The sequence below is a fragment of the Salinibaculum rarum genome, assembly GCF_030505615.1.
In the GTDB taxonomy this organism is placed as follows: Archaea; Halobacteriota; Halobacteria; order Halobacteriales; family Haloarculaceae; genus Salinibaculum; species Salinibaculum rarum.
The window spans coordinates 34,586-52,602 of record NZ_CP129993.1; the positions used below are offsets into that span (position 1 = coordinate 34,586).

At 55.7% G+C, this 18,017-nt stretch carries 17 protein-coding genes and 6 pseudogenes; 9 read left to right on the plus strand and 14 right to left on the minus strand.

Annotated elements, in window-relative coordinates; all coding sequences use genetic code 11:
• Positions 1-35: 35 nt before the first annotated feature.
• The 4 genes and pseudogenes from QYL91_RS15335 to QYL91_RS15350 all read left to right on the plus strand — a co-directional run.
• Positions 36-383 (plus strand): annotated as a pseudogene (locus tag QYL91_RS15335) (nucleotidyl transferase AbiEii/AbiGii toxin family protein); the annotation flags it as partial.
• Between the two features lie 149 nt (positions 384-532).
• A pseudogene (locus QYL91_RS15340) lies at positions 533-1,351 on the plus strand (hypothetical protein).
• Between the two features lie 85 nt (positions 1,352-1,436).
• On the plus strand, positions 1,437-1,850 hold the full coding sequence (locus QYL91_RS15345) for a MarR family transcriptional regulator (protein ID WP_302082901.1): 414 nt from the start codon (positions 1,437-1,439) through the stop codon (positions 1,848-1,850).
• Between the two features lie 123 nt (positions 1,851-1,973).
• Complete coding sequence (locus tag QYL91_RS15350) at positions 1,974-2,297, plus strand: DUF6788 family protein (protein WP_302082902.1); 324 nt, start codon at positions 1,974-1,976, stop codon at positions 2,295-2,297.
• 252 nt (positions 2,298-2,549) lie between these two features.
• Here the strand turns inward: QYL91_RS15350 and QYL91_RS15355 are convergent, their stop codons facing one another.
• Together QYL91_RS15355 and QYL91_RS15360 are read right to left on the minus strand one after the other, a co-directional pair.
• The gene (locus tag QYL91_RS15355; RefSeq protein WP_369685637.1) at positions 2,550-3,947 is read right to left on the minus strand and encodes a Cdc6/Cdc18 family protein; all 1,398 of its coding nucleotides are present in this window, start codon (positions 3,945-3,947) and stop codon (positions 2,550-2,552) included.
• Positions 3,948-4,841: 894 nt separating this feature from the next.
• A pseudogene (locus tag QYL91_RS15360) lies at positions 4,842-6,992 on the minus strand (type B DNA-directed DNA polymerase).
• Between the two features lie 131 nt (positions 6,993-7,123).
• Between QYL91_RS15360 and QYL91_RS15365 the strand changes: the two are divergent.
• Positions 7,124-7,408 (plus strand): PadR family transcriptional regulator, encoded by a 285-nt coding sequence (locus QYL91_RS15365; protein WP_302082963.1) that lies wholly within the window; start codon positions 7,124-7,126, stop codon positions 7,406-7,408.
• Between the two features lie 194 nt (positions 7,409-7,602).
• Here QYL91_RS15365 and QYL91_RS18215 read toward each other — a convergent pair.
• From QYL91_RS18215 to QYL91_RS15400, 8 genes and pseudogenes are all read right to left on the minus strand, one after another.
• A pseudogene (locus tag QYL91_RS18215) lies at positions 7,603-7,761 on the minus strand (transposase); the annotation flags it as partial.
• Between the two features lie 7 nt (positions 7,762-7,768).
• Positions 7,769-8,875 carry an IS630 family transposase gene (locus QYL91_RS15370; protein ID WP_302082904.1) on the minus strand — a complete coding sequence of 369 codons (1,107 nt, stop codon included), beginning with the start codon at positions 8,873-8,875 and terminating at the stop codon, positions 7,769-7,771.
• 23 nt (positions 8,876-8,898) lie between these two features.
• Complete coding sequence (locus QYL91_RS15375; protein WP_302082905.1) at positions 8,899-9,675, minus strand: transposase; 777 nt, start codon at positions 9,673-9,675, stop codon at positions 8,899-8,901.
• Positions 9,676-9,790: 115 nt separating this feature from the next.
• Positions 9,791-10,615 (minus strand): transposase, encoded by an 825-nt coding sequence (locus QYL91_RS15380; RefSeq protein ID WP_302082906.1) that lies wholly within the window; start codon positions 10,613-10,615, stop codon positions 9,791-9,793.
• A 53-nt stretch (positions 10,616-10,668) separates the two neighbouring features.
• A pseudogene (locus tag QYL91_RS15385) lies at positions 10,669-11,868 on the minus strand (ISH6 family transposase); the annotation flags it as partial.
• A 2-nt stretch (positions 11,869-11,870) separates the two neighbouring features.
• Positions 11,871-12,350: a hypothetical protein gene (locus QYL91_RS15390; protein ID WP_302082907.1), complete on the minus strand. Its 480-nt coding sequence runs from the start codon at positions 12,348-12,350 to the stop codon at positions 11,871-11,873.
• Between the two features lie 265 nt (positions 12,351-12,615).
• Positions 12,616-13,608, minus strand: a complete 993-nt coding sequence (locus QYL91_RS15395) for a DUF7983 family protein (protein WP_302082908.1) — start codon at positions 13,606-13,608, stop codon at positions 12,616-12,618.
• Positions 13,609-13,844: 236 nt separating this feature from the next.
• Complete coding sequence (locus QYL91_RS15400; protein WP_302082909.1) at positions 13,845-14,129, minus strand: helix-turn-helix domain-containing protein; 285 nt, start codon at positions 14,127-14,129, stop codon at positions 13,845-13,847.
• A gap of 163 nt (positions 14,130-14,292) precedes the next feature.
• Here QYL91_RS15400 and QYL91_RS15405 point away from each other — a divergent pair, with 163 nt between their 5' ends.
• Entirely contained in the window at positions 14,293-14,856 is a 564-nt protein-coding gene (locus QYL91_RS15405) for a hypothetical protein (protein WP_302082910.1), read from the plus strand.
• Between the two features lie 249 nt (positions 14,857-15,105).
• On the opposite strand, the gene QYL91_RS15410 is transcribed toward QYL91_RS15405, so the two are convergent.
• A complete protein-coding gene (locus tag QYL91_RS15410) occupies positions 15,106-15,258 on the minus strand; it encodes a hypothetical protein (protein ID WP_302082911.1) in 153 nt (50 codons plus the stop codon).
• Between the two features lie 382 nt (positions 15,259-15,640).
• On the opposite strand from QYL91_RS15410, the gene QYL91_RS15415 reads away from it, so the two are divergent.
• Positions 15,641-15,772 carry a hypothetical protein gene (locus tag QYL91_RS15415; RefSeq protein WP_302082914.1) on the plus strand — a complete coding sequence of 44 codons (132 nt, stop codon included), beginning with the start codon at positions 15,641-15,643 and terminating at the stop codon, positions 15,770-15,772.
• A gap of 137 nt (positions 15,773-15,909) precedes the next feature.
• Here the strand turns inward: QYL91_RS15415 and QYL91_RS15420 are convergent, their stop codons facing one another.
• On the minus strand, positions 15,910-16,194 hold the full coding sequence (locus QYL91_RS15420; protein WP_302082916.1) for a hypothetical protein: 285 nt from the start codon (positions 16,192-16,194) through the stop codon (positions 15,910-15,912).
• A gap of 283 nt (positions 16,195-16,477) precedes the next feature.
• Between QYL91_RS15420 and QYL91_RS15425 the strand changes: the two genes are divergently transcribed.
• Together QYL91_RS15425 and QYL91_RS15430 are read left to right on the plus strand one after the other, a co-directional pair.
• Complete coding sequence (locus QYL91_RS15425) at positions 16,478-16,939, plus strand: hypothetical protein (protein WP_302082919.1); 462 nt, start codon at positions 16,478-16,480, stop codon at positions 16,937-16,939.
• A 90-nt stretch (positions 16,940-17,029) separates the two neighbouring features.
• Positions 17,030-17,128, plus strand: a pseudogene (locus tag QYL91_RS15430) (MarR family transcriptional regulator); the annotation flags it as partial.
• Between the two features lie 158 nt (positions 17,129-17,286).
• Here QYL91_RS15430 and QYL91_RS15435 read toward each other — a convergent pair.
• Together QYL91_RS15435 and QYL91_RS15440 are read right to left on the minus strand one after the other, a co-directional pair.
• Positions 17,287-17,667: a type II toxin-antitoxin system VapC family toxin gene (locus QYL91_RS15435; RefSeq protein ID WP_302082921.1), complete on the minus strand. Its 381-nt coding sequence runs from the start codon at positions 17,665-17,667 to the stop codon at positions 17,287-17,289.
• A complete protein-coding gene (locus tag QYL91_RS15440) occupies positions 17,664-17,927 on the minus strand; it encodes an AbrB/MazE/SpoVT family DNA-binding domain-containing protein (protein ID WP_302082923.1) in 264 nt (87 codons plus the stop codon). Before QYL91_RS15440 ends, QYL91_RS15435 begins: the two co-directional genes overlap by 4 nt.
• Positions 17,928-18,017: the final 90 nt, after the last annotated feature.

Consider the following 18,017-nt stretch of genomic DNA (forward strand, 5'->3'; position numbering starts at 1 on the left):
CGCTGCCGCTGCACGTTCAATTGCGCATCAACTGTCAGACCGAAGGCGAGCCGCTTCCCAACCTGGATACGGAAGCGACCGGAGACGTCGACAACCTCATCGGTCGGCTGACTGGAGCCGCCCGTGACTACTACGACCTCTATCAGCTGCTCGAAACCGATTCGGTCGCGACCAACTTTGCCGACGTGGGGCCCGCCTTCGACGCGAAGTGTAAACACGATGGGCTCACCGTTGATCTGAACGACGGACTCCCGGACGAGCAACAAGAGACGATCCGCCACCAGTGGGAGACCACGCTGCCGGACCTGACCGGTGATCCGCCGGCGTTCGAAATGGTCTGGGAGCAGTTGGACACGGCGATCTCCCAACAGGGATCGTCGTAGGCAACGGCCGATGACGGTGTGGATGACCGATGAGTGTCGCATCCGGAGCTCTGCGATTAACCAACAATTCGGGATATCTGGCTGGTGCGTTGGTTACGTTTTTGAGCGCCCCGCCGAGGGGTGGAGGCGAATTCCAGCCTCACCGAATTATGACAGAGCGACATCTCAGAGCCGTTCTGGCAGAAGCGGAGCGAGTCGCAGAGCAGTACGACCAGATCGTCCAAACCACGAAATCCCCTACACACGAGTATCTCCGGTACGCTGTACTCCGACTCCTCGAAGGCGACGCCAACGCGATCCCCGAAGAGGTCCCGCAGGTCGATGGCGTGACGGTCGGATACGGCCAAGATCAAGCGATGTACGACAGTTGGAGGTCCGACGTCGAGTGGTGGGACACAGTACCGCCACAGGACGACTGTACGCGCTTTCGAGTGTTCTACCCTGAGGACCAAACACCGGTTCCTCGGGTCATCCTCACCGTGATGGCCGCGCTGGGGGCATGGCGAGTCTGGGAAGGGAATGCCGTCACCTGTGGCTCCTACGACCATCGAGAGCGACGAGAAGTCCACTTTCTCTGACCGGAGGGGAACCTTGCGGAAGCACTCTTGGAAAACCGGATTCAGGAGATTGGAAGCGCTGTCGCTCCAGACGGCGGACAGGCAGGAGACGTCCGCGACCGAATGCTCGTATCAGACGGCTCCACCTCAGCTGATGATCTCGAGCCCCGCACGAAGCGCGCTGTCGAGGAAGCGATGACCGTCTCCCTACTCACCAAGGGTGGTCGCTACGAAGTCGAAGCGGCGTCCGGAAATCGATACGAAGTCGATATCATCGGGCAATCCTGTACCTGTCCCGATTGGCAGCAGCGCGCTCCAGACGGGGGCTGCAAACATATGCGTCGCGTCGATCACGAGATCAAGCAGGGGCAGGTCCCACGTCCAGATGGGCAGCTGCCACCACAGGCGTAAGCTCCTGTCTTGCTTCCCAGTCGCTTCTGCGTAGTAGTTTACTCTGAAGTAAACTACTTTGGCGTACTCGATTGAACACACGAATATGGACGATGGCCTTGGGAACAGTGAGAACACGGCACCACGGGAACTCATCCATTTCGTCACTCAGCAGACGCGGTTTACCCTAATCAACAACATCCTCCAGCACCCCGAGCAGCTTCCTTCGATGTACGAACTCGAGGAGCTCAACCCCAGCGTGAGTGACGCCACTGTCTACAAGCACATCCAGAAGCTGATCGATGAGGGTATCGTGAAGGAGGTCGCCCTGGACGACGACCAGCGCCGACAGGGTTACCCCTGGAAGTTCTACGGACTCACCAAAGAGGGTCGGGAGTTCCTGGAGGAACACAACCTGCTCGCCGCTGAAGAGACGCTTCAGCAGATCTACGAGACCATCTCCGACAAGCCTGAGAAGATGGTCAAGTACGAGAACGCGCCCCGTCCCGACGACATCTAATGGAACGTTCTATTCCCGAATAGTTTGCTATTCATACTCTTCAGCCTGTGACGGGACGAAATCTGATTAACCAACAAATCTATGCCGGCACGTACTTTGTTGGTTAACAGGAGGCGATCGCTGATGTCCTACGAGCCACCGACACCGGCGGCGGAACTCCCGACAGACCTCGTCAATACGCTCAACGAGTCCTCTTCTGAACAGCTCCAGTACGTTGCCCGCTACGCTGAAGAGCTAGCTGAGCACAAAGCTCGCGAGGCACGTCTCGAAGAGGACTCAGATGAAAGCGAAATCGAAGAACGCCCCGACGATCTGCCGGACGACGTCCCGGCGAAGGCCACGATCACGATCAAGCAGATCAACGGCAATCGCTACTACTACTGGCAGTGGCGAGAAGGAGATAAGGTGACGTCAAAGTACAAAGGACCGGTCAGTCCAGACGAGTAAACTCAACTCGGGGTAGCCCCGACGTTGCCGTCATTTCCCCACTATCTCCTCATTATCGAAGACACCAGCAGGAAAGAAATTGTAGGACATACTCCCCGTTTTCGAGTTGTAAATGGAAGAGGGGAGTGAGAATCGACCGCTATGTCAAATTTCTTTCCTCACGAACCCCCCGTTTTCGAGTGGTAACTCACCACACGGGATACGAACACCCCCCATTTTCGAGTAGTAAGTGCGGGGAGAATACGGGCAAGATTAGTTCTTACTCCGGAACTGTTTCAGTCGCTCACGGACAACTGCGCTGATAGTCGCCTCTTCGTGATCTAGATCTTCGAACCGGGAATCCTCACGGATCGTCTCCATGATCGTTTCCGAATCCTCGGAGAGAGAGAAGTACATATGCACCCCTCTGCCACGCCCCTTGCCTCGACGCTCGAAGTCCAACACACCGTACGTGCTCTGCTCTGTAACGTGATTTACGAAGGTCTCGCGACTATACTGCTCTGCGTCCATCGTATCAGCAATGAACTGGTACGTCTTGAACGCAGGTCCAGCAGGGATCCAATCAGGATGCTCTCTTGCATAGTTGGCCGTCGCCGCCACGGCGTAGATAGAGAGTTTCTTTTGAGTAGAAATCCCGCTGATATGGCGGAGTTTGCGGTTTTCGGTGTATTTCTCCTGGGCTTCACGGACATCAGTCTCAGTAACCGTGTCAGCTCCACGCCGCTCGGCTAATTCGCCAGCCCATCTGAGGAGATCAATCGCTTTCCGTGCATCCCCGTGCGTTTGAGATCCGAACGCAGCAACAAGCGGAATGACGTCATCTGCAAGTGATTCTGGCTTGAAGGCGTCCCGCCGATTGTGGAGAATACTCCGGAGTTGCGTCGCATCATAATCGTCGAAGAAAATATCGTCAGGATTGTAGGAACTCTGTGCGCGGCTATTGAGATCCGTCATAAAATCAGCGTAGTTCGTGATCGTCGTGAGCGAAATCGGGCCGTCAAAGTCGGCGAGCTTTCGCGCCCGTGAAAGCTGGTAGATGAGAGAATTGTACTCTGCTTCCTGATACGGTCCCTCGAGCATATCGATCTCATCGAGGATGAAGATGACACCATCGTAATACTCTCGCATAAGTTCGTACAGCCGCTCCAACTTCTGGTCCGTTGAGACGCCGGTTTGGGGGACACCAAGATCGACATCGAGGTCGTTGGCAGCAGCTTTAACTAACCGATAGACAGCCCGATCTGCAGTCTTCGGTCCCTCGCAATTGATAGAGAGAACTCCAAAGGTCTTGCCTTGAGATTCACATAATTCGATGATCTGTTTACAGACGGCATGAATGATGAGAGACTTCCCCGTTCCAGATGGCCCGCTCAGCAGCATATCGGGGATCCCTTCATTCTGGAGGACCGGTTTTAAATTGTCGACGACACGACCCAATTGGTCGTCACGACCAACGATACGGTCTTCGTCAATGATAGTATCTGACCGGACAAGGTCTTTATTCGCGAAAACGCCACCAGACGACTCGGTTTGGAGCCGATCACGGATTGAGATACCGTCACCACCGTTAGTTGCTTCTTGAGACGAATCGGCGGAATCTGATCCGTTTCCGGTTTGTGACGTGCTAGGAGATTCCACCTCCCCATCCATCGACTCAAGATTTTCAGGATCACCAGAAGAGGATTCACGATCCGTTACACCATCCGGATTATTCGATCCTGCTCTACGTCCTTCTCGTCCCATTATGAATCCCCTCGAACTCTGGGTATAAAAATATGGACCCTTGTGGAGTTGTAACCAGGTGAAATCTGGCTATCTAACGACTACAGCCCTGTATTTCCTGTTTGAGTCAGAGACCGTCTTCGGAATCTATCACCCTCCGTTGTCGAGTTGTAACAGTTCAACGAAGATCGCTATCGTCGAACTTCCTTCATGACCCAAACCCCCCCATTTTCGTGTTGTAAGGGGAAATGAGCCGAGGTGAGAATTAAATCAAGGGTGATACGGTCTTTCTCACACTCCCCGCTTTCGAGTAGTAAGCACCAGAATGAGCACGAAAGACCGACGCTCGTAGGACCAATTTGCGAATGAGAGTAATATCGTATTTCGGAGATAATCGCTGATGAAGTTGCTTTGGTAATCTCGAATGGTCCACCCTCTCCCCCCTTTTTCGAGTTGTAAACTCGTGAGGACGGGGAAGGGTGAATACCGAGAAGGACTGCAAAATAGCCAATTGTGGCGAATATGCGTGATAGAGGGATTGAATATTCATTCTTCTAATTTCTAACTAGCAATGGAAAAGTTTATGATTTATGTCGCTTTACCACAACCGTACTAGGGTTAAAACACATCGTCTAGCTCGACTAGACGATTAGGATTTCTGGGTATAGAGAACTTCTTCATTTCGTCTTTGGTTCTAATTCCGGGTATTATCATGTTTTGTCTTCTCTTCGCCGGGCCCTGTTAACTCAACGCTCACTACACGATATCTGAAGTGGCCTGTTCCCAGCGACTTACAACTCGAAAAAGGGGAGTGGGGGTTTGTTAGGTCCAGTCTGTAATACTGACTACATGTGTTGCATTGAGTTCTCGTCGAATATCATTCCGATCCCAGCCAAGGGGAGAAAGTATACTTTCCACAGCTCTTACGAGCTGGCTCTGGTAGTATGAGGCGTCATAGATTTCGATCTCTTCGTGAGCGAGGGCAACGCGATCTCGCGATAATTTCTCGTCGTCGACGACTACGTACTCGATGTCTTGTCCCGGGTGGATGGCGAGGTCTTGGTCCTGAGCCCGCTTCAGCGCCGCCACGTTCTGTTTATTCTGCGTATATCCCTCCAGCGGCTTGGAGACACGATTCCGTTCGACGAGCTGCTCGACCGGCACCGTTCCAGCGTGGAGGCGCTTGATCGTGTCCTGAAGACAGTCGAGTACGGCGTCCTGAGATCGAGTCGCGTCGAACTGGTCGAGACAGTCCCACCGGATGCCCTCTATGAACGGTGGGGTCGAGCGCTGCCGAGCTTCGATACCGCGTATCTTGAAGTCGTCGTCGCCGGCGACTTTCCCGAAGTACTTCGTTAGCGCGCCGGCGTCGCTCTCGCGTTGCGGGACGAACGCCACCCAGTCGTAGTGGGCTTCGTGTCCGAGCCGAATCTCGACGCGCTCCGTTATCTCCGTTGCGAGTGTTTCGAGGTCCTCGCGGTCATCGTCGTCATGGTCAGGGTCTGGAGTCACCCAGATGGAGTCGACGATGCCGTGGACGACGCGCCAGCCGCCAGCTTCCAGTCGTTGTTTTGCCGTCAGCAGAATCTCGCGAGCGAACGCGTTGATCGCCTCGTGGCACTCGATGCGGCCGAACTTCGCGTTGCTGAACCCTTGATAGCCGAAGCAGGCGACGAGGATCCACTTCAGCGCTCCCGACCGCCTTTCGAGTTCCGCCAGACGGTCCTCGTCGGGGTTGTCTCGATCCTTCTCGCGACGGATGGCCGCCTTGATTTAGTCGCGGGCGTCGATGATTGGCTGTAGCACGTCGACGAGGTAGCCCCGGTCGTCGCAGATCGAGTATCCGAGCTCGGGGACGTCCTCGCGGTCGCTGTGGCAGTCACACCGGATGGCGTCCGGCGAGACGTTCCGCGTACAGATGATATTCGGGTACAACGAGGAAAAGTCGAATTCGTGGACGTTCTCGTGCAGGCCAACTTCGGGCGCGAAGATGAAGCCGCCGCGGTCGGCGTCGTGGAGCGTCCCCATTTGTTTGAAATATTCGTGGCGCCAGGAGTTCCACGGCACGAGGACGCCACAGTTGTGTGCCTCACAAATCTGGATGGCGGCGAGGACGTTCCCGATCGACGCCCAGGCAAGCTCCTGGATGGGCTTTTTCGACCGTGACACGAGGTCAAGGACGCCGTCGAGGTTTGTTTCTCCGTAGAAGAACGTGTTCGACTCGTCGATGATTGCCCGGCCGGGCACGTTGTACCGCGCTGGCGAGTGGCCGACACGACCGTAGCTCGAGTAGGTTGAGCGGCTTGCGAGTTGCTGGTAGTCCATGTCTGGCCACCGACTCAACGAGAAGTCATCGACGCTGGCGTCTGTCGCCATCTCGTGGAGGGTTGGGACGATCTCGCTCGTCGAGCAGACCAGGACGTCTGGATCGTACGATTCGAGCGCTGCTTGGACGGTGGTCAGGATCTCTGTCGGTGTGCCGGTGACGGTGTCGCCGGCGACAGACTGTTCCCCATAGATGTCGTTGCTCGTTTCGGTCACCGGAACGCTGAGCCGGAGCGTCGACGGCTCGCTCGCTGGCATTGGATCGATATCGTTCTCCAGACAGTACCGGAACTCTCGCGAGAAGTCCACGTTGAAGCAGGTGAAGTCACCGACCGGATAGTCGGAGAGCCGGCGTGCTTGCTGGGCGAGTGCAATGATGCGGTCGGTGTGGGCGACGTCAACCGCGAGGACTGGTTCCTCATCTCGTCGAAAGCCGGGCCACCGCGAAACCATCTCGGTCACGACGACGTCTGGGTGTTGGTCGTACACCGACTGGAGTGCCGTGAGATCGATGTCGGCGTCGGGATCGCGAGGGGCGACGTAGAAACGCGGCGTATAGTTGTCCCGTTCAGTCGCGACGGCGCCGTCGGCGGTTGTTTCCCACTCCAGAACACGCCCGTCGTTTAGGAAGTCAATGGTGAACGGCATCTGTTAGTCAACAATTTCTAGAACAGCCGAATATCTGATAAGCAATGGCGTGCCGCTTCCGGATTTCAGGTACGAAGCATAATATCATATTCAGTAGAGTTAAGGATATGAGACTACTAGTCCGGAGTGAAATGTATGATCTAACTGGGTTCCAACGAGACTTGTTATTTGTTGTAGCTGGACTGGATGAGCCGCATGGCTTAGCACTAAAAAAGGAACTTGAAGAGTATTATGAGAAAGAGATTCACCATGGCAGGCTATATCCAAATCTTGACACGCTTGTCGACAAAGGACTCATTGAGAAGGGGAAGAAAGACAGACGGACCAACGTCTACACCCTTACACGACGTGGTAGACGAGAGATTGAGGCGCGGGAAGAGTGGGAGAGTCAGTACTTGACCTCCTCCCCGCGCTGAACAGTAGTTGCCGAATCAGATTTTCGCTGAAGCAACCACGACAGGGATTGCTTCGGAATCGCAGCGAGTGTGGCTCTTCTCTCAGCAGTAGATGCCCGGAAGGAGCGAGGGAACGCCGTCAAGCGGCGTTCCCGAGCGATACCTCTCTTGAAGGCGCTTGCTAACCGGTTTCCCGGTCGAAGCGAACGGCTAGCTTAGCCGTAGTCTGTGAGGACGAGCCGCCGAAAGATCCGCGTTGAAATTGGCGGTTTCTCCGGTTGGCTCTCACTAGCAATAAGGATGTTTGCGAGTACCCACAAATTGTACAGCGCCACGGCGAACAGAAAGTAGAACAACCGCACCGAGAACGTCGGCTAGTGATTAACGCAACTTCTGGATGAAATCGCTGAGATGGTTCTCGATCCACGAACCCGCGAAACTCAGCCGTTGAGTTAGTTCCGCGAAGATCTCATCGAGGAGGGCGCGGTACTCGGCCGCGCCCTCCACGATCAGGGGTGAGGACTCCCATTTGAGACTCTTCCAAACGGGCTCGATCGGATTGAGATGCGGTGATCCCACTGGAAGAAAGATGAGGTCAATCCCGAGTTCGTGGGCGCGTTGGCGCGTGTGCGCACAGATGTGTGACGAGAAGTTGTCCAAGACGAGCAGAATCCGCTTGCCCGGATTCTGCTCGCGGATCTCTTCGAGACACCCGCAGATCTTCTCTTTCTCCTGATTCGGTGGGAACTGGAGGACACTCTCGCCGTTGAGCGCATAGAACCCGGCCGCTGGTGTGTCGATTTTCACCAGCGGCCGGGTGATCGTTGGCTCACTTACTGTGTAGAGCCGCTGAGAATTGTCCCACGGTTGCGGGTGCGAGATATCTAAAAAGCCGACGGTCGTTCCGCCATCCGTTCGAACATCATCGTCGACCGACCATTCCTCGTCACTGTCGTCCTCTGGCTGTTTGTTGTGTGGTTTGTCTGTCTCATCCTCGGCGAACGCGTCGCCAACGCGTTTGTCGAGGATTTCCTCAGCATTGTCTGGCCGGTCGGGCCTCTCGGTACGCGGAATCGCGTACGAGAGGCCCAAGCCGTCCAGCAATCGTGGCAGGTAGTTTGGGTGGAATTCGACATCGAACTCGGTGTTTATGAGATGCTGTATCTCCTGTTTCTTCCAGGGTTCGCCGTCTTCGAGCAGGTCAAGAAGACGTTCTCGCTGCTTCTCATTGAGCTTCGGGGGCCGACCGCCCCCGAAGCTCGGAGCAAGGAGTCCCAAACCACCCTTATTCCAGAGTTTGGCCCAGCGACTCCCGGTTGATTGAGACATTCCGACATCGTCGGCTGCATCTTCCAGTGTTGCACCTTTGTACAGCCGTTTGATGAAGGTAAGCCGCTTGCTCACCTTCTCGCTATCAGTCTGTGTGAGCAAGCGGTCGAGATCGTCCTCACTGAGGTGTCGGACGATCTCTTTTTCCCGTCCAGTCATCACCCTATCTACGCAGAATACACCTAAATCTTCTGTGAACCACTAGACGACGTTCTCGGAAGAAAGTCACCGATCTGCCGATACGAGGTTTCTATCCCCCAGCGGCGGCGGAACGCCGCCGCGTACGCTTTGGCTGACGACGCATCGACGTCCAAACTCGTCACGAACCAGACGTGTTCGTCGTCGTTCGAGCGGTGCGGAACCGCAAAAACCGTAACATCCTCCGATGCTGTCGGCGGGCGCTTCCGCCGCATCGTGTACGCATCGGCGACCGTCTCAGCGTTGGGGCTGAGACGGTCTTTCATTTCACTACTCGGGCGTGCGCGGACGATGTAATCAACTCCCAATTGCTCTAACTCCGCAACGACGTGGACCTGATAGAACCCACGGTCGAGGTAGACGTGGCGAATGGAGATGTACTCACGTGCCGTCTCGAGTAGGGAGCGAACGGCTTCGCGCTTGGCGCGGAAGCCGTTCGCATCCATCGGCAGCACAGCGAGCGTAAACCGAGTGCGTGGAGCAACGATACAGAGCGTTGCGAAGCAAAACGCTCTGTTCGTTCCAAGATCTGGATACGTCGTTATCACGTGGTCAGTGTCGGCTGAGCCGTAGAACCGCCACTCGTGAAGATCAATAGCAACATCGACACAGTCAGGAAGACGCCGCTGTGAGCGGAGGACCTCAAAGAGCCTGTCACGGACGCCATCGAACTGTTCGTCGATGGCGTCCGTTGAGAGATTACGCAAGTGGTAGAGCAACGATTTAGCGAGAGAGTTCCGAGCAGTGGACGTGACGTCCACTTGCTCGTCACGATCTAATTGAAGCGTCTTCCCACCCGTGTTTGCGAATTCCTGGTCAAAGGCGATACGAGAGAGGATTTTCTTGCTCTATTGAAAATGCGGTACGGCGGTAGGATCATAACGTTTTGGCGAGCTTCTTGAGATTGTTGAGAGCGAACAAGAGAACGATTTCACGGAACTGACGGTACCAGAACCGCGAACGCAGGGCGGAGTCCTGCGTTCGCTTGACCGTCGAGTAGGATGTTTCAGACATCCATCGCTGCGTGTAGCCCTTTGCGCGGATGAGTGCGTTATTCGCGGTCGCTTTCGCTGTTGAACCGCGGTAGTGAACGAGGTACTCGACATCATGTGCAGCGATCTCGTACTCAGTGTGCCAGTCTTGGAAGCCATTGTCGGCGGCCACGGCCCGCAGGTCGTCCGCGTTCCGGCGGACGACCCGCGGGCCAGCCTTCGTGTCGTGTTCACGCTCGATACAGCAGTGGACGTCCAGCACCGCCAGCGACTCTGTATCGGTCAGCGTTGTCGCTTTGACCGTTTTCACGTTCTGTCCGCGTCGCTGGCGGTAGTACTGCGAGGCTTGATTGCGTTCGAAGAACGTGCTGTCCAGCGCAACGTGACCAGACTGCGGGTGTTGCTGCGCGGAGATGCGCAGCAACGCCCGCCAGACGTACATCGCGTAGCGGTCGAAGGAGTGATAGAACGTGGTTGGATCAGGTGGCGCGTCCGGGTGGACGCCGAGGCGGTCGCACACAGCTGGCATGAGGCTCACTCGATCAACGAGTTCGGCGTAGCTGTGTCCCTCTTCCTTGCGAATACAGTGTGCGACGATGTGGGCCTCGCGGGCAAGCCCGCCCGAGTCGGGCTTGCCCGCTCGCTTCCCCAACGCTTGTTTGGCTACACGTAGTGCTGTCTCAACGAGGTCGAGAAGCGCGACTCCCATAATCGACTTCTCGACCTCATTTCCTCAAACCATTGGTCGCGTCGCAAAGCGGTCTAGAGTTTGCCTCTGGTGCTCTCAATTGAGAGGTCACAGCTCATTGCTGTTTTGGTCGATCGCTGGAGCAGTTCGTTGAGGAACGATTGGTAGTGCTCTGGATCAGCGTACTTCACCAGCCGAAGCTGGAGTATCGCCTCTAATCCCTCCGTTGTCCAGCGCATCCACTGGTTCTTGCACCGTTTGCTGACCTCCCCCATCAACCGTTCGACGGGGTTCGAGGTCCACGGCACCTCGAACCCCTCGACAGCCTGCTCGGCAAACGTCACGATTGACGGCAGCCACCGCCGAAGATACCCCGCCGCCTTCTCTGACCCGTACTGATCCAACTGCCACGCTGTCTTCTCGATACGCTCGGTCGTTCGCGCGATCCGTTCGCGGATCGCCGCGAACTCCTCGTCTGGACGGTGTTTAGCGACCGAGTTCTTCAGATGGAACACCTCGTCGATCACCTCCGAGACGATCTCGTTCCGCCGATCCAAGGAGAACACGCCGTCGTCCCAAAGGTTGTAATCAAGCGTCCGACCGACGTGGACGAGATCGAGTTGGTGATTACGATTTTCGTCGGTAAATGCCGTGACGATACCCTCATCAGCGTCACTGACGACCGTCGCGTCGTCAGTGACTGCGTCGATGTCTTCGAGTTCGGCGGCTGTTTCGTCCCAGTCAGCGTTGACCGAGAGATCCAGCAGGGAGCGCGACTCCTCGGCAGTATCTTCGCCGAGCGTGGCCTGGACGGAGTGGTACGAGCGGTCGTCGTCTTGGCTGTGGCACTTCGTGCCGTCAGGAATAACAGCGTCAGCGTCTGTGTCAGCGACACAGTCTGGAAGGAACTGCTTGAGCTTGCTGCCGTATTCTCTGGCGCGGCGGTTGATGGTGGTCGGCGACGGCATCTCCGGGAGGATGCCGTCGCCGTGGTCAGCAGCATCCCGATAGCTGAGCGAGGTAGCGAGATCGACGCTTTTGGCGGCGATATCCTGCTGATAGCGGTTTTGCCCGTCGAAGTCGAGAACGTCTTCGACGGGCCGGAAGTAGCTGCGTTCGTCGTGGTCAGCGGCGGTATCTTCGACGTAGTGAAGGTCGAAGTCGTGTTCACCGGCGGCTGTGACGGCTGTGCGGGTGTCGGTACCGGCGCGTTGGAAGCGTCGGTCACCGTTGCCAGTAGCGTGTTTCTCACCACAGAGCGCCTCGACGCGAGCAATCAGTCATCGAATGGACCAGAAACGTCCGTTGTGCTGAATGAAGCCGAAAACTTGCCACCGCCGTAGACTTCGGCATCCAAATAGGTGTAGTTCCCACGGCTACTGACTCCCGGCGAGAATGGGTAAACCGCGTTTTCGGGGACGACACCGTCAACTGTGAACTCGATAAGGTAGGTGACCGGTTCGGTGAAGATAGCCTCGAACGTCTTGATTTCATTGGGGGCGACAGAAATTGATGTCTGGAGTCGTCGCTGCTCGGGTCGTATTGTGACGTCACCACGAACATCGTACCCGTCGTCTGTCCTTACTCCATCGCTCCCAACATCCGTGACAGTCATTCTGACGATATGTGGGAGGTCGTGGCGGTTTTCGAGGTGAAGACTACCAGCCGGGAGTTCGTCGTCAAGGAGTCCGCTACACCCAGCGAGGCCCGTGGTGCCCGCGGTCCCGAGTGCAGCGAGGAGGGTACGACGCTTCATACGCCGTTCAATGAGTCGTGAAGCAAGTATCTTCTGAGGGATCTCGCTGTTAGGATCGTCCCGTCTATCGGCTGGCTCGTGAGTTAAATGTGAAACTTAATATATTTCCCGTGGTGACTGCACGCTCTGCATGTTTCACCGGTCTTCTAATGGTTTACAGACAGTTTATCGCTCGTCACAGTATGTGTGTCCCCAGTATCGAGCACTTGGTTGACTCTGCCCGGCATCGTCTCGTAGTTAAAGAGAGGTTTTGTCTTGCGACGGGTCAGAGATCGCTACCGGATGGGGTGTGGAACTTCTGGCCGGACGAGAACTCGGTCAACTCCTCGATACGAGATTCGAGTGCTTCGATTTCCTCGCGGAGGTCCTCGGCTTCTGGGTCGTCCGTCGACTCGAGCTGGTCTTTCAGCCCTTGGAGACGCGTCTCTTTGTGCTCATCGTCGACCTCGGCCTTCCGGACGTACTCGCGCTCGTCGATATCGTAGACGTCCTCGGGCGGGATTTCTGTCACCTCGAGTGCTTCATCGACCTTGGTGGAATCGACGGTCGTGACCCGTTCCCGGTCGATACCTGCGTCTTCGAGTGTGGCGAGGACTTCCTCGTCGTCTTTGAGCGAGCGATACTCGCGACTCGTGCGCTGGACGGAACCAAACTGGCCGTGAACAGGCTGGTCGTGGTGAACGCGTTCGAGAAGGATATCTGCGACCTTCTTGCGCATGTCGTCCGTCCCGCGCTGGACATCCGACAATAACGTGTAGAGATTGACCAGCGCCGGCGTCTCCATCGCATCCAATGCATCGACATCGTGGCGTTCCATCGCGTCGACGAGCAACAGTAGGTCGGCGTATTCCGGGCGGTCTGGCTCGGCACGCTCTGCGGGTTCGTCGTCCTCGTCAGCAGTGGCCGGCACGAGCTGGGAGCCAGTCGACTCGTCGGTCGCTCGGATCACACCTTCCTGCTCGTCAATTTCGAAGCGTGGATGCAGACTCAACACGGCAGCATACGGGTCTGCATCAGGGGGGAGTCGGTCGAGTTCGAAGCCGGTAGCTGTGTCTTCGACGCGGCGGATCAGGGTCTCGAATTGCTCGCGCTGGAGTGGCTGACTGTCACCACTCTCGCGGTATCTGATGACGATGCGCGGCTCCTGGATGCTCGTTATCGTGAATTCCTTCCCGGACAGCGGCGTGAGAAGAGTACCATCCTCTGCAAGCGCCTCGCACTCGTTTTGAAGATTCTGCCATGTCGCGCCAACACTCATGCTACACGTCGATTTTTGGCGCAGGTCGAAAACTCTTGGTTCGCGAATACTGCGACGGGCTGATTAACCAACAGAAGGGATGGCTTTCTCAGATTTCGTTGGTTAATACGGTATCTCTCCTGTTTCTTGACCAGCGTCATCTTCTAAGATTTCTACTCCTCTACTGTTGCTGGACAACACCAGGAAGGGAACAAAGAGTTGAGTGACAAGCCAGGCAGTTACGACTGACAACTATGTCATTGTTGATCGCTGTCCGTCACCTCGATCTCATCTGCACGTAGGTCGCCAGTTAGGTACTTACGGCCGGTATCAGTGATTTCATAAAGTGCTCCTTCTGGTTGATGGACAAGCTCCGCCTCCAACGCACCAGACAAAGCACGATGAACTGTTGCTCTGGATGGTGGGCGTTCAAGCTGTTTATTGAGGTTGTACACAATACTCGTCGCTGAGAGAGCTAAGTCAGAATCAGCGAGAAGGCGGAGGACTGGCTTTGTTGCCGAATTTTTCCAGTCCACCTGCATAGACGGAACTCCGCACGACGCTATACCTCACTTTCGATATACATTTCTTCTGATAAATTAAACACTCAATTGAGATTATATAGTATCAAGCTTTATTGGCCACCCACTCACACGTGAGCGTAATGCTCAAAAGAACGCCCATCGCTGTATCCCACCGAAACCTATGATCAGCGTCTCAAAAGAACAGTTGTCCGACGAAGAGTTCAAAACCGTCATTCAGTCGCGTGGATTCCAGAAGATGTTGCTGTATCAGCGGCTTGCCGATGGTATCGAAGTCCTCCAGACACACGACCTGTTGTACGAATCGATGGTCCATTCGATTACGGAACGGCATTCTGACATCGATTCGGAGGACGTGACACGAGAGGTTCTCGACCATCTCGAACGCGAGGTTGCGCGGTATACGGAACCACTCGTCGCAAGCGACGCTGATGGTAGTCACCAGTCTCAGGACAAGGATATCGTTCTCACCGATGCCGTCACCACTCCTGAGGAATCCGAGACGAATCCAGAGAAGACAGTGCAAGAATACCTCGAGAACCGTCTGGAGGAGACGAACGAGCTCAACCTCAAGGCAAACGAGATAGCGTCTGACCTAGGATTAGCAAGCACCCACGTGGGTGGTATCCTGGGCCAGTGGCGGAATGCTGAGAATTCGCCATTTGCAATCACTGCCTCAGAGTCAGCCAGCAGCGGGAACGTCTGGACGATTACGACGGCCGATTGAGCGAAAGTTGATTCAACCCATCAACACTATGCCACTCAGAATCTCGTACGCGTGTCACGAATGTCTTACCGATGTCAGATGGATCTACGACGAAACCGAGAACGAGCTCAAATCAGATGCGGTGAGAGGGTGTCGGGGGGAAGGGTGTACCGAAGTTCACCACATCGAAGTAATGGAAGTTGATGAGGATACTACTAGCGTGTGAGTCTGGAATCGTTGCGAAGGTCTTGTCGTGTCTGGCCCAGTGACTCAAGTGGAGACCCATTTCGGATCCTCTGGAGTGTGGTCGAGGTAGTAATGAACGGCCTCGCGGAGCTGGTCGTACTCAGGCCACGATGGAACCGGTTCGTTCGGGCCGAGCGTGGGCCAGTCGGTGCGGTCGTCGTCACGATGGTCAGTCACGCGTCCCACCCTTCTCCGACAGCGGGAATCACCGAGTCGTCATGCCATGTAGAGCCGTATCGTCGATACTGCGCGAGAGTCCGACTGCCCTGCTTGACGAGCGACGTATGAGAGAGGTTCGCGTTGATGAGTACGACGGGAAACTTCAGTTAATCCTCGAACGTGGTAAAACGGCCGTGACGGAACTCCAGGCAGGTGTCGCGTATACGCCGGCGTCTGAACCTGAAAACGAAGACCAGGGACAACTCGACGCAGCTGCGGACGGCGGCCAGCAGAAAGGTGTGGCCGACTCTCGCGACGACCGCCAAGGCCTTCGAGCCGAGCTGAACAACTCATTGAAGTACTCCGTGGACACGTCAACGACGAGTTCTCGAAACCAGAGGTGCTCGCGCAGGCCAGCAGCGTCGACGGCGTCGATGACCCCGACCGGGCCGAAGCCGTGGTCGAGAAGGCAGTCAACGAGTTAGGTGCACCCGCCCGAATCGACGACGACGGAGGTGTCGAAGTCCTATGACGGATCGAGTCACCGTCGAGTGTTCACACTGCGGCGTCGAGAAAGAGACCGACCCGATTCACAGCGACGAGAAACATCGGATCACTCGTTGCTTGGAGTGTGGGGAGTATTTCACTGTTTACAGTGAGTAGACGGAGTCACTCACCGAGCAACTCCTCAGCGTCGAAGCTCATTCCTTTGTCGCGACCGCGATCAGGGTTCGGGTCGATGTCGCCGAGCATCTCGGCCTGGATGTCGGGCCGCCAGGTGTTGTGATCGGACCGGACCCAATCGTCAGCCTCGAGCTGGCGGAGCACGCGATAGATAGTCTGCCGACTGGGCGGGTCGGTCAGTTCGTGCTGGAGGTCGGAGACCTGAAACGGCTCACCGCGAAGCGCCAACTTCACCGCCGCGCTCGCGACGGCCGCCGAAGCATGTTGCATATGTGGACACGCAAACTTTCATATACATCTGTAATAAAGGCACGGAGAATAGTTGGCGAAAGTGAAAAGCTGCCTTCTGGCGGTTATATCCAGTTGGGCATGATTACTCCAATAATCATGGCCAGATTCCGAAACCAGAATATACATATAAAGAAAATAGTTGGAGTTCTGATGTACCACTCTCAGACGCCCACCTCATCCCACCCCACCGCTGTCACCGGTACCGCTCAGGTGGGTAGAACACGATGTGGACGGTTGTCCCGAGGTTGTACCACCTCTTGCCGTGGACCGAGATTTCGAGCCCGTAGTGTTTCGCGAAGCCGCAGACGTCGAACCACTGGTTGTGTGGTGGCTCGTCACTGTCCAGACGCTCGATGTTCCCCGGGTAGACGTGCATTCCGTACAGGGCTGGCTCACCGTCGTCAAGAGGGCACTCGTCGCGACCGTCGATGAGACGGGCAATGCAGGCCGTCTCAGCAGGCTCGTCGAGCTCGTGGGCCTCGATGAAGGCGTCGCGGTGATACTCACCCATGATGGCAGCGAGCGCCCGCCAGATGTCGGTGAACTTCAGATCGTCGGGCTGGTCCAGGTAGTCTTCGACGGCCTCGCGCAGCTGGTCGAACTCCTCTCACGCTGGAACTTGTGGGTTCAGGCTAGGTGTCGAGAAATCGTCGCGGGTCACGCGAATGCCTCCCCGACGTGGGACTCTGTGGGCTTCGTGAGATACGGCTCGATTGCTGAGTAGTCCGACCAGCCACCGACAGACATCATTCTCCGGACGTCGACGCGCTGCTCGATGAAATGGTAGGCGGCCCACAAATGCCGGAGGTCGTGACTCGAGATTACTCGACAGGCCGTTTACAAGGCATTGTCTCCACTCAAGCACCGAGCGATGCTGGCTCCATCTAATCCTGAATACGCGCTTACTGAGGAGCCCGAAGCGAAGAAGGATGCTGAATTCTTCTTTCAATCTGGCTTTAGCCGGATTCTAGAGAGGTTTCAGGAGGGGTTCAGAGGCTTTGAATGAAGAGATCATATCGATCATACCAACGAGTGGGATTCATAGTCTTTGTGTCGTTGAGGGAAAGTAACTCATTCCAGGGATTTCTCTTCGATCGAGATCCGGTCATCAGTAATATCGTCAAAGGACTTGTCCGATGAGATTATCGGATCGTGGTTGGCATATGCGACGTGGTATGCATCGAACGCGGTGAGACCATATTGGTCCATATAATCCGCTGCCTGAAAGAGAACTGTCTCGTCTTCAGGCACAGACGCAATTTCAAGCGCGTAACTAAGCGCTTCCATCCGATCAAACTCGAACCGATCTGAGATCATCAGGAGTTCGAGAAGGGTTGCCCGCGACGTGTAGATGTCGCCTTTATGTTCCGTAGCGATCGTCACAGCCCGTTCCTGAAGCCAATCATCGTCCTTGACCAGCGCAATGAAAAAATCCGTGTCAGCGTAGATCATCGCTGCTTCGACTTAGTGACTTCCTCGATAGCGTCCTCTCGTGCAGCGTCGCGCGCCTCCTGTTTAATCTCCGCAATTGATTTTTCGTCGAACGCATCGCCGACCGCATCACGGAGCCCCTTGATAGGATCTTCTTTCAACGGAATCAGCTCGACACGGTCGTCGAGTTCGACAATACGATATCTATCACCGTGCTTTTCGCGGACCTCATGGGGGATGACGATACGGCCACGATCGTCGGCCTCTGCTGTCTTGCTCATTATAATAGCATCTATGTGGGGATGAGAGAAAAATCTTCCCACGATACCAGTTATATTCCCCAGACTACCATTTAGTCTAACCACTCACTC

Excerpts from the sequence above, each read along its gene's own strand:
- QYL91_RS15400 (WP_302082909.1), bottom strand. The coding sequence starts at position 14,129 with ATGCAGGTGGACTGGAAAAATTCGGCAACAAAGCCAGTCCTCCGCCTT.
- QYL91_RS15390 (WP_302082907.1), bottom strand. The coding sequence starts at position 12,350 with ATGAAGCGTCGTACCCTCCTCGCTGCACTCGGGACCGCGGGCACCACG.
- QYL91_RS15420 (WP_302082916.1), bottom strand. The coding sequence starts at position 16,194 with ATGCAACATGCTTCGGCGGCCGTCGCGAGCGCGGCGGTGAAGTTGGCG.
- QYL91_RS15365 (WP_302082963.1), top strand. The coding sequence starts at position 7,124 with ATGTATGATCTAACTGGGTTCCAACGAGACTTGTTATTTGTTGTAGCT.
- QYL91_RS15435 (WP_302082921.1), bottom strand. The coding sequence starts at position 17,667 with ATGATCTACGCTGACACGGATTTTTTCATTGCGCTGGTCAAGGACGAT.
- QYL91_RS15440 (WP_302082923.1), bottom strand. The coding sequence starts at position 17,927 with ATGAGCAAGACAGCAGAGGCCGACGATCGTGGCCGTATCGTCATCCCC.
- QYL91_RS15350 (WP_302082902.1), top strand. The coding sequence starts at position 1,974 with ATGTCCTACGAGCCACCGACACCGGCGGCGGAACTCCCGACAGACCTC.
- QYL91_RS15370 (WP_302082904.1), bottom strand. The coding sequence starts at position 8,875 with ATGACTGGACGGGAAAAAGAGATCGTCCGACACCTCAGTGAGGACGAT.
- QYL91_RS15395 (WP_302082908.1), bottom strand. The coding sequence starts at position 13,608 with ATGAGTGTTGGCGCGACATGGCAGAATCTTCAAAACGAGTGCGAGGCG.
- QYL91_RS15345 (WP_302082901.1), top strand. The coding sequence starts at position 1,437 with ATGGACGATGGCCTTGGGAACAGTGAGAACACGGCACCACGGGAACTC.
- QYL91_RS15355 (WP_369685637.1), bottom strand. The coding sequence starts at position 3,947 with ATGGATGGGGAGGTGGAATCTCCTAGCACGTCACAAACCGGAAACGGA.
- QYL91_RS15380 (WP_302082906.1), bottom strand. The coding sequence starts at position 10,615 with ATGGGAGTCGCGCTTCTCGACCTCGTTGAGACAGCACTACGTGTAGCC.
- QYL91_RS15405 (WP_302082910.1), top strand. The coding sequence starts at position 14,293 with ATGATCAGCGTCTCAAAAGAACAGTTGTCCGACGAAGAGTTCAAAACC.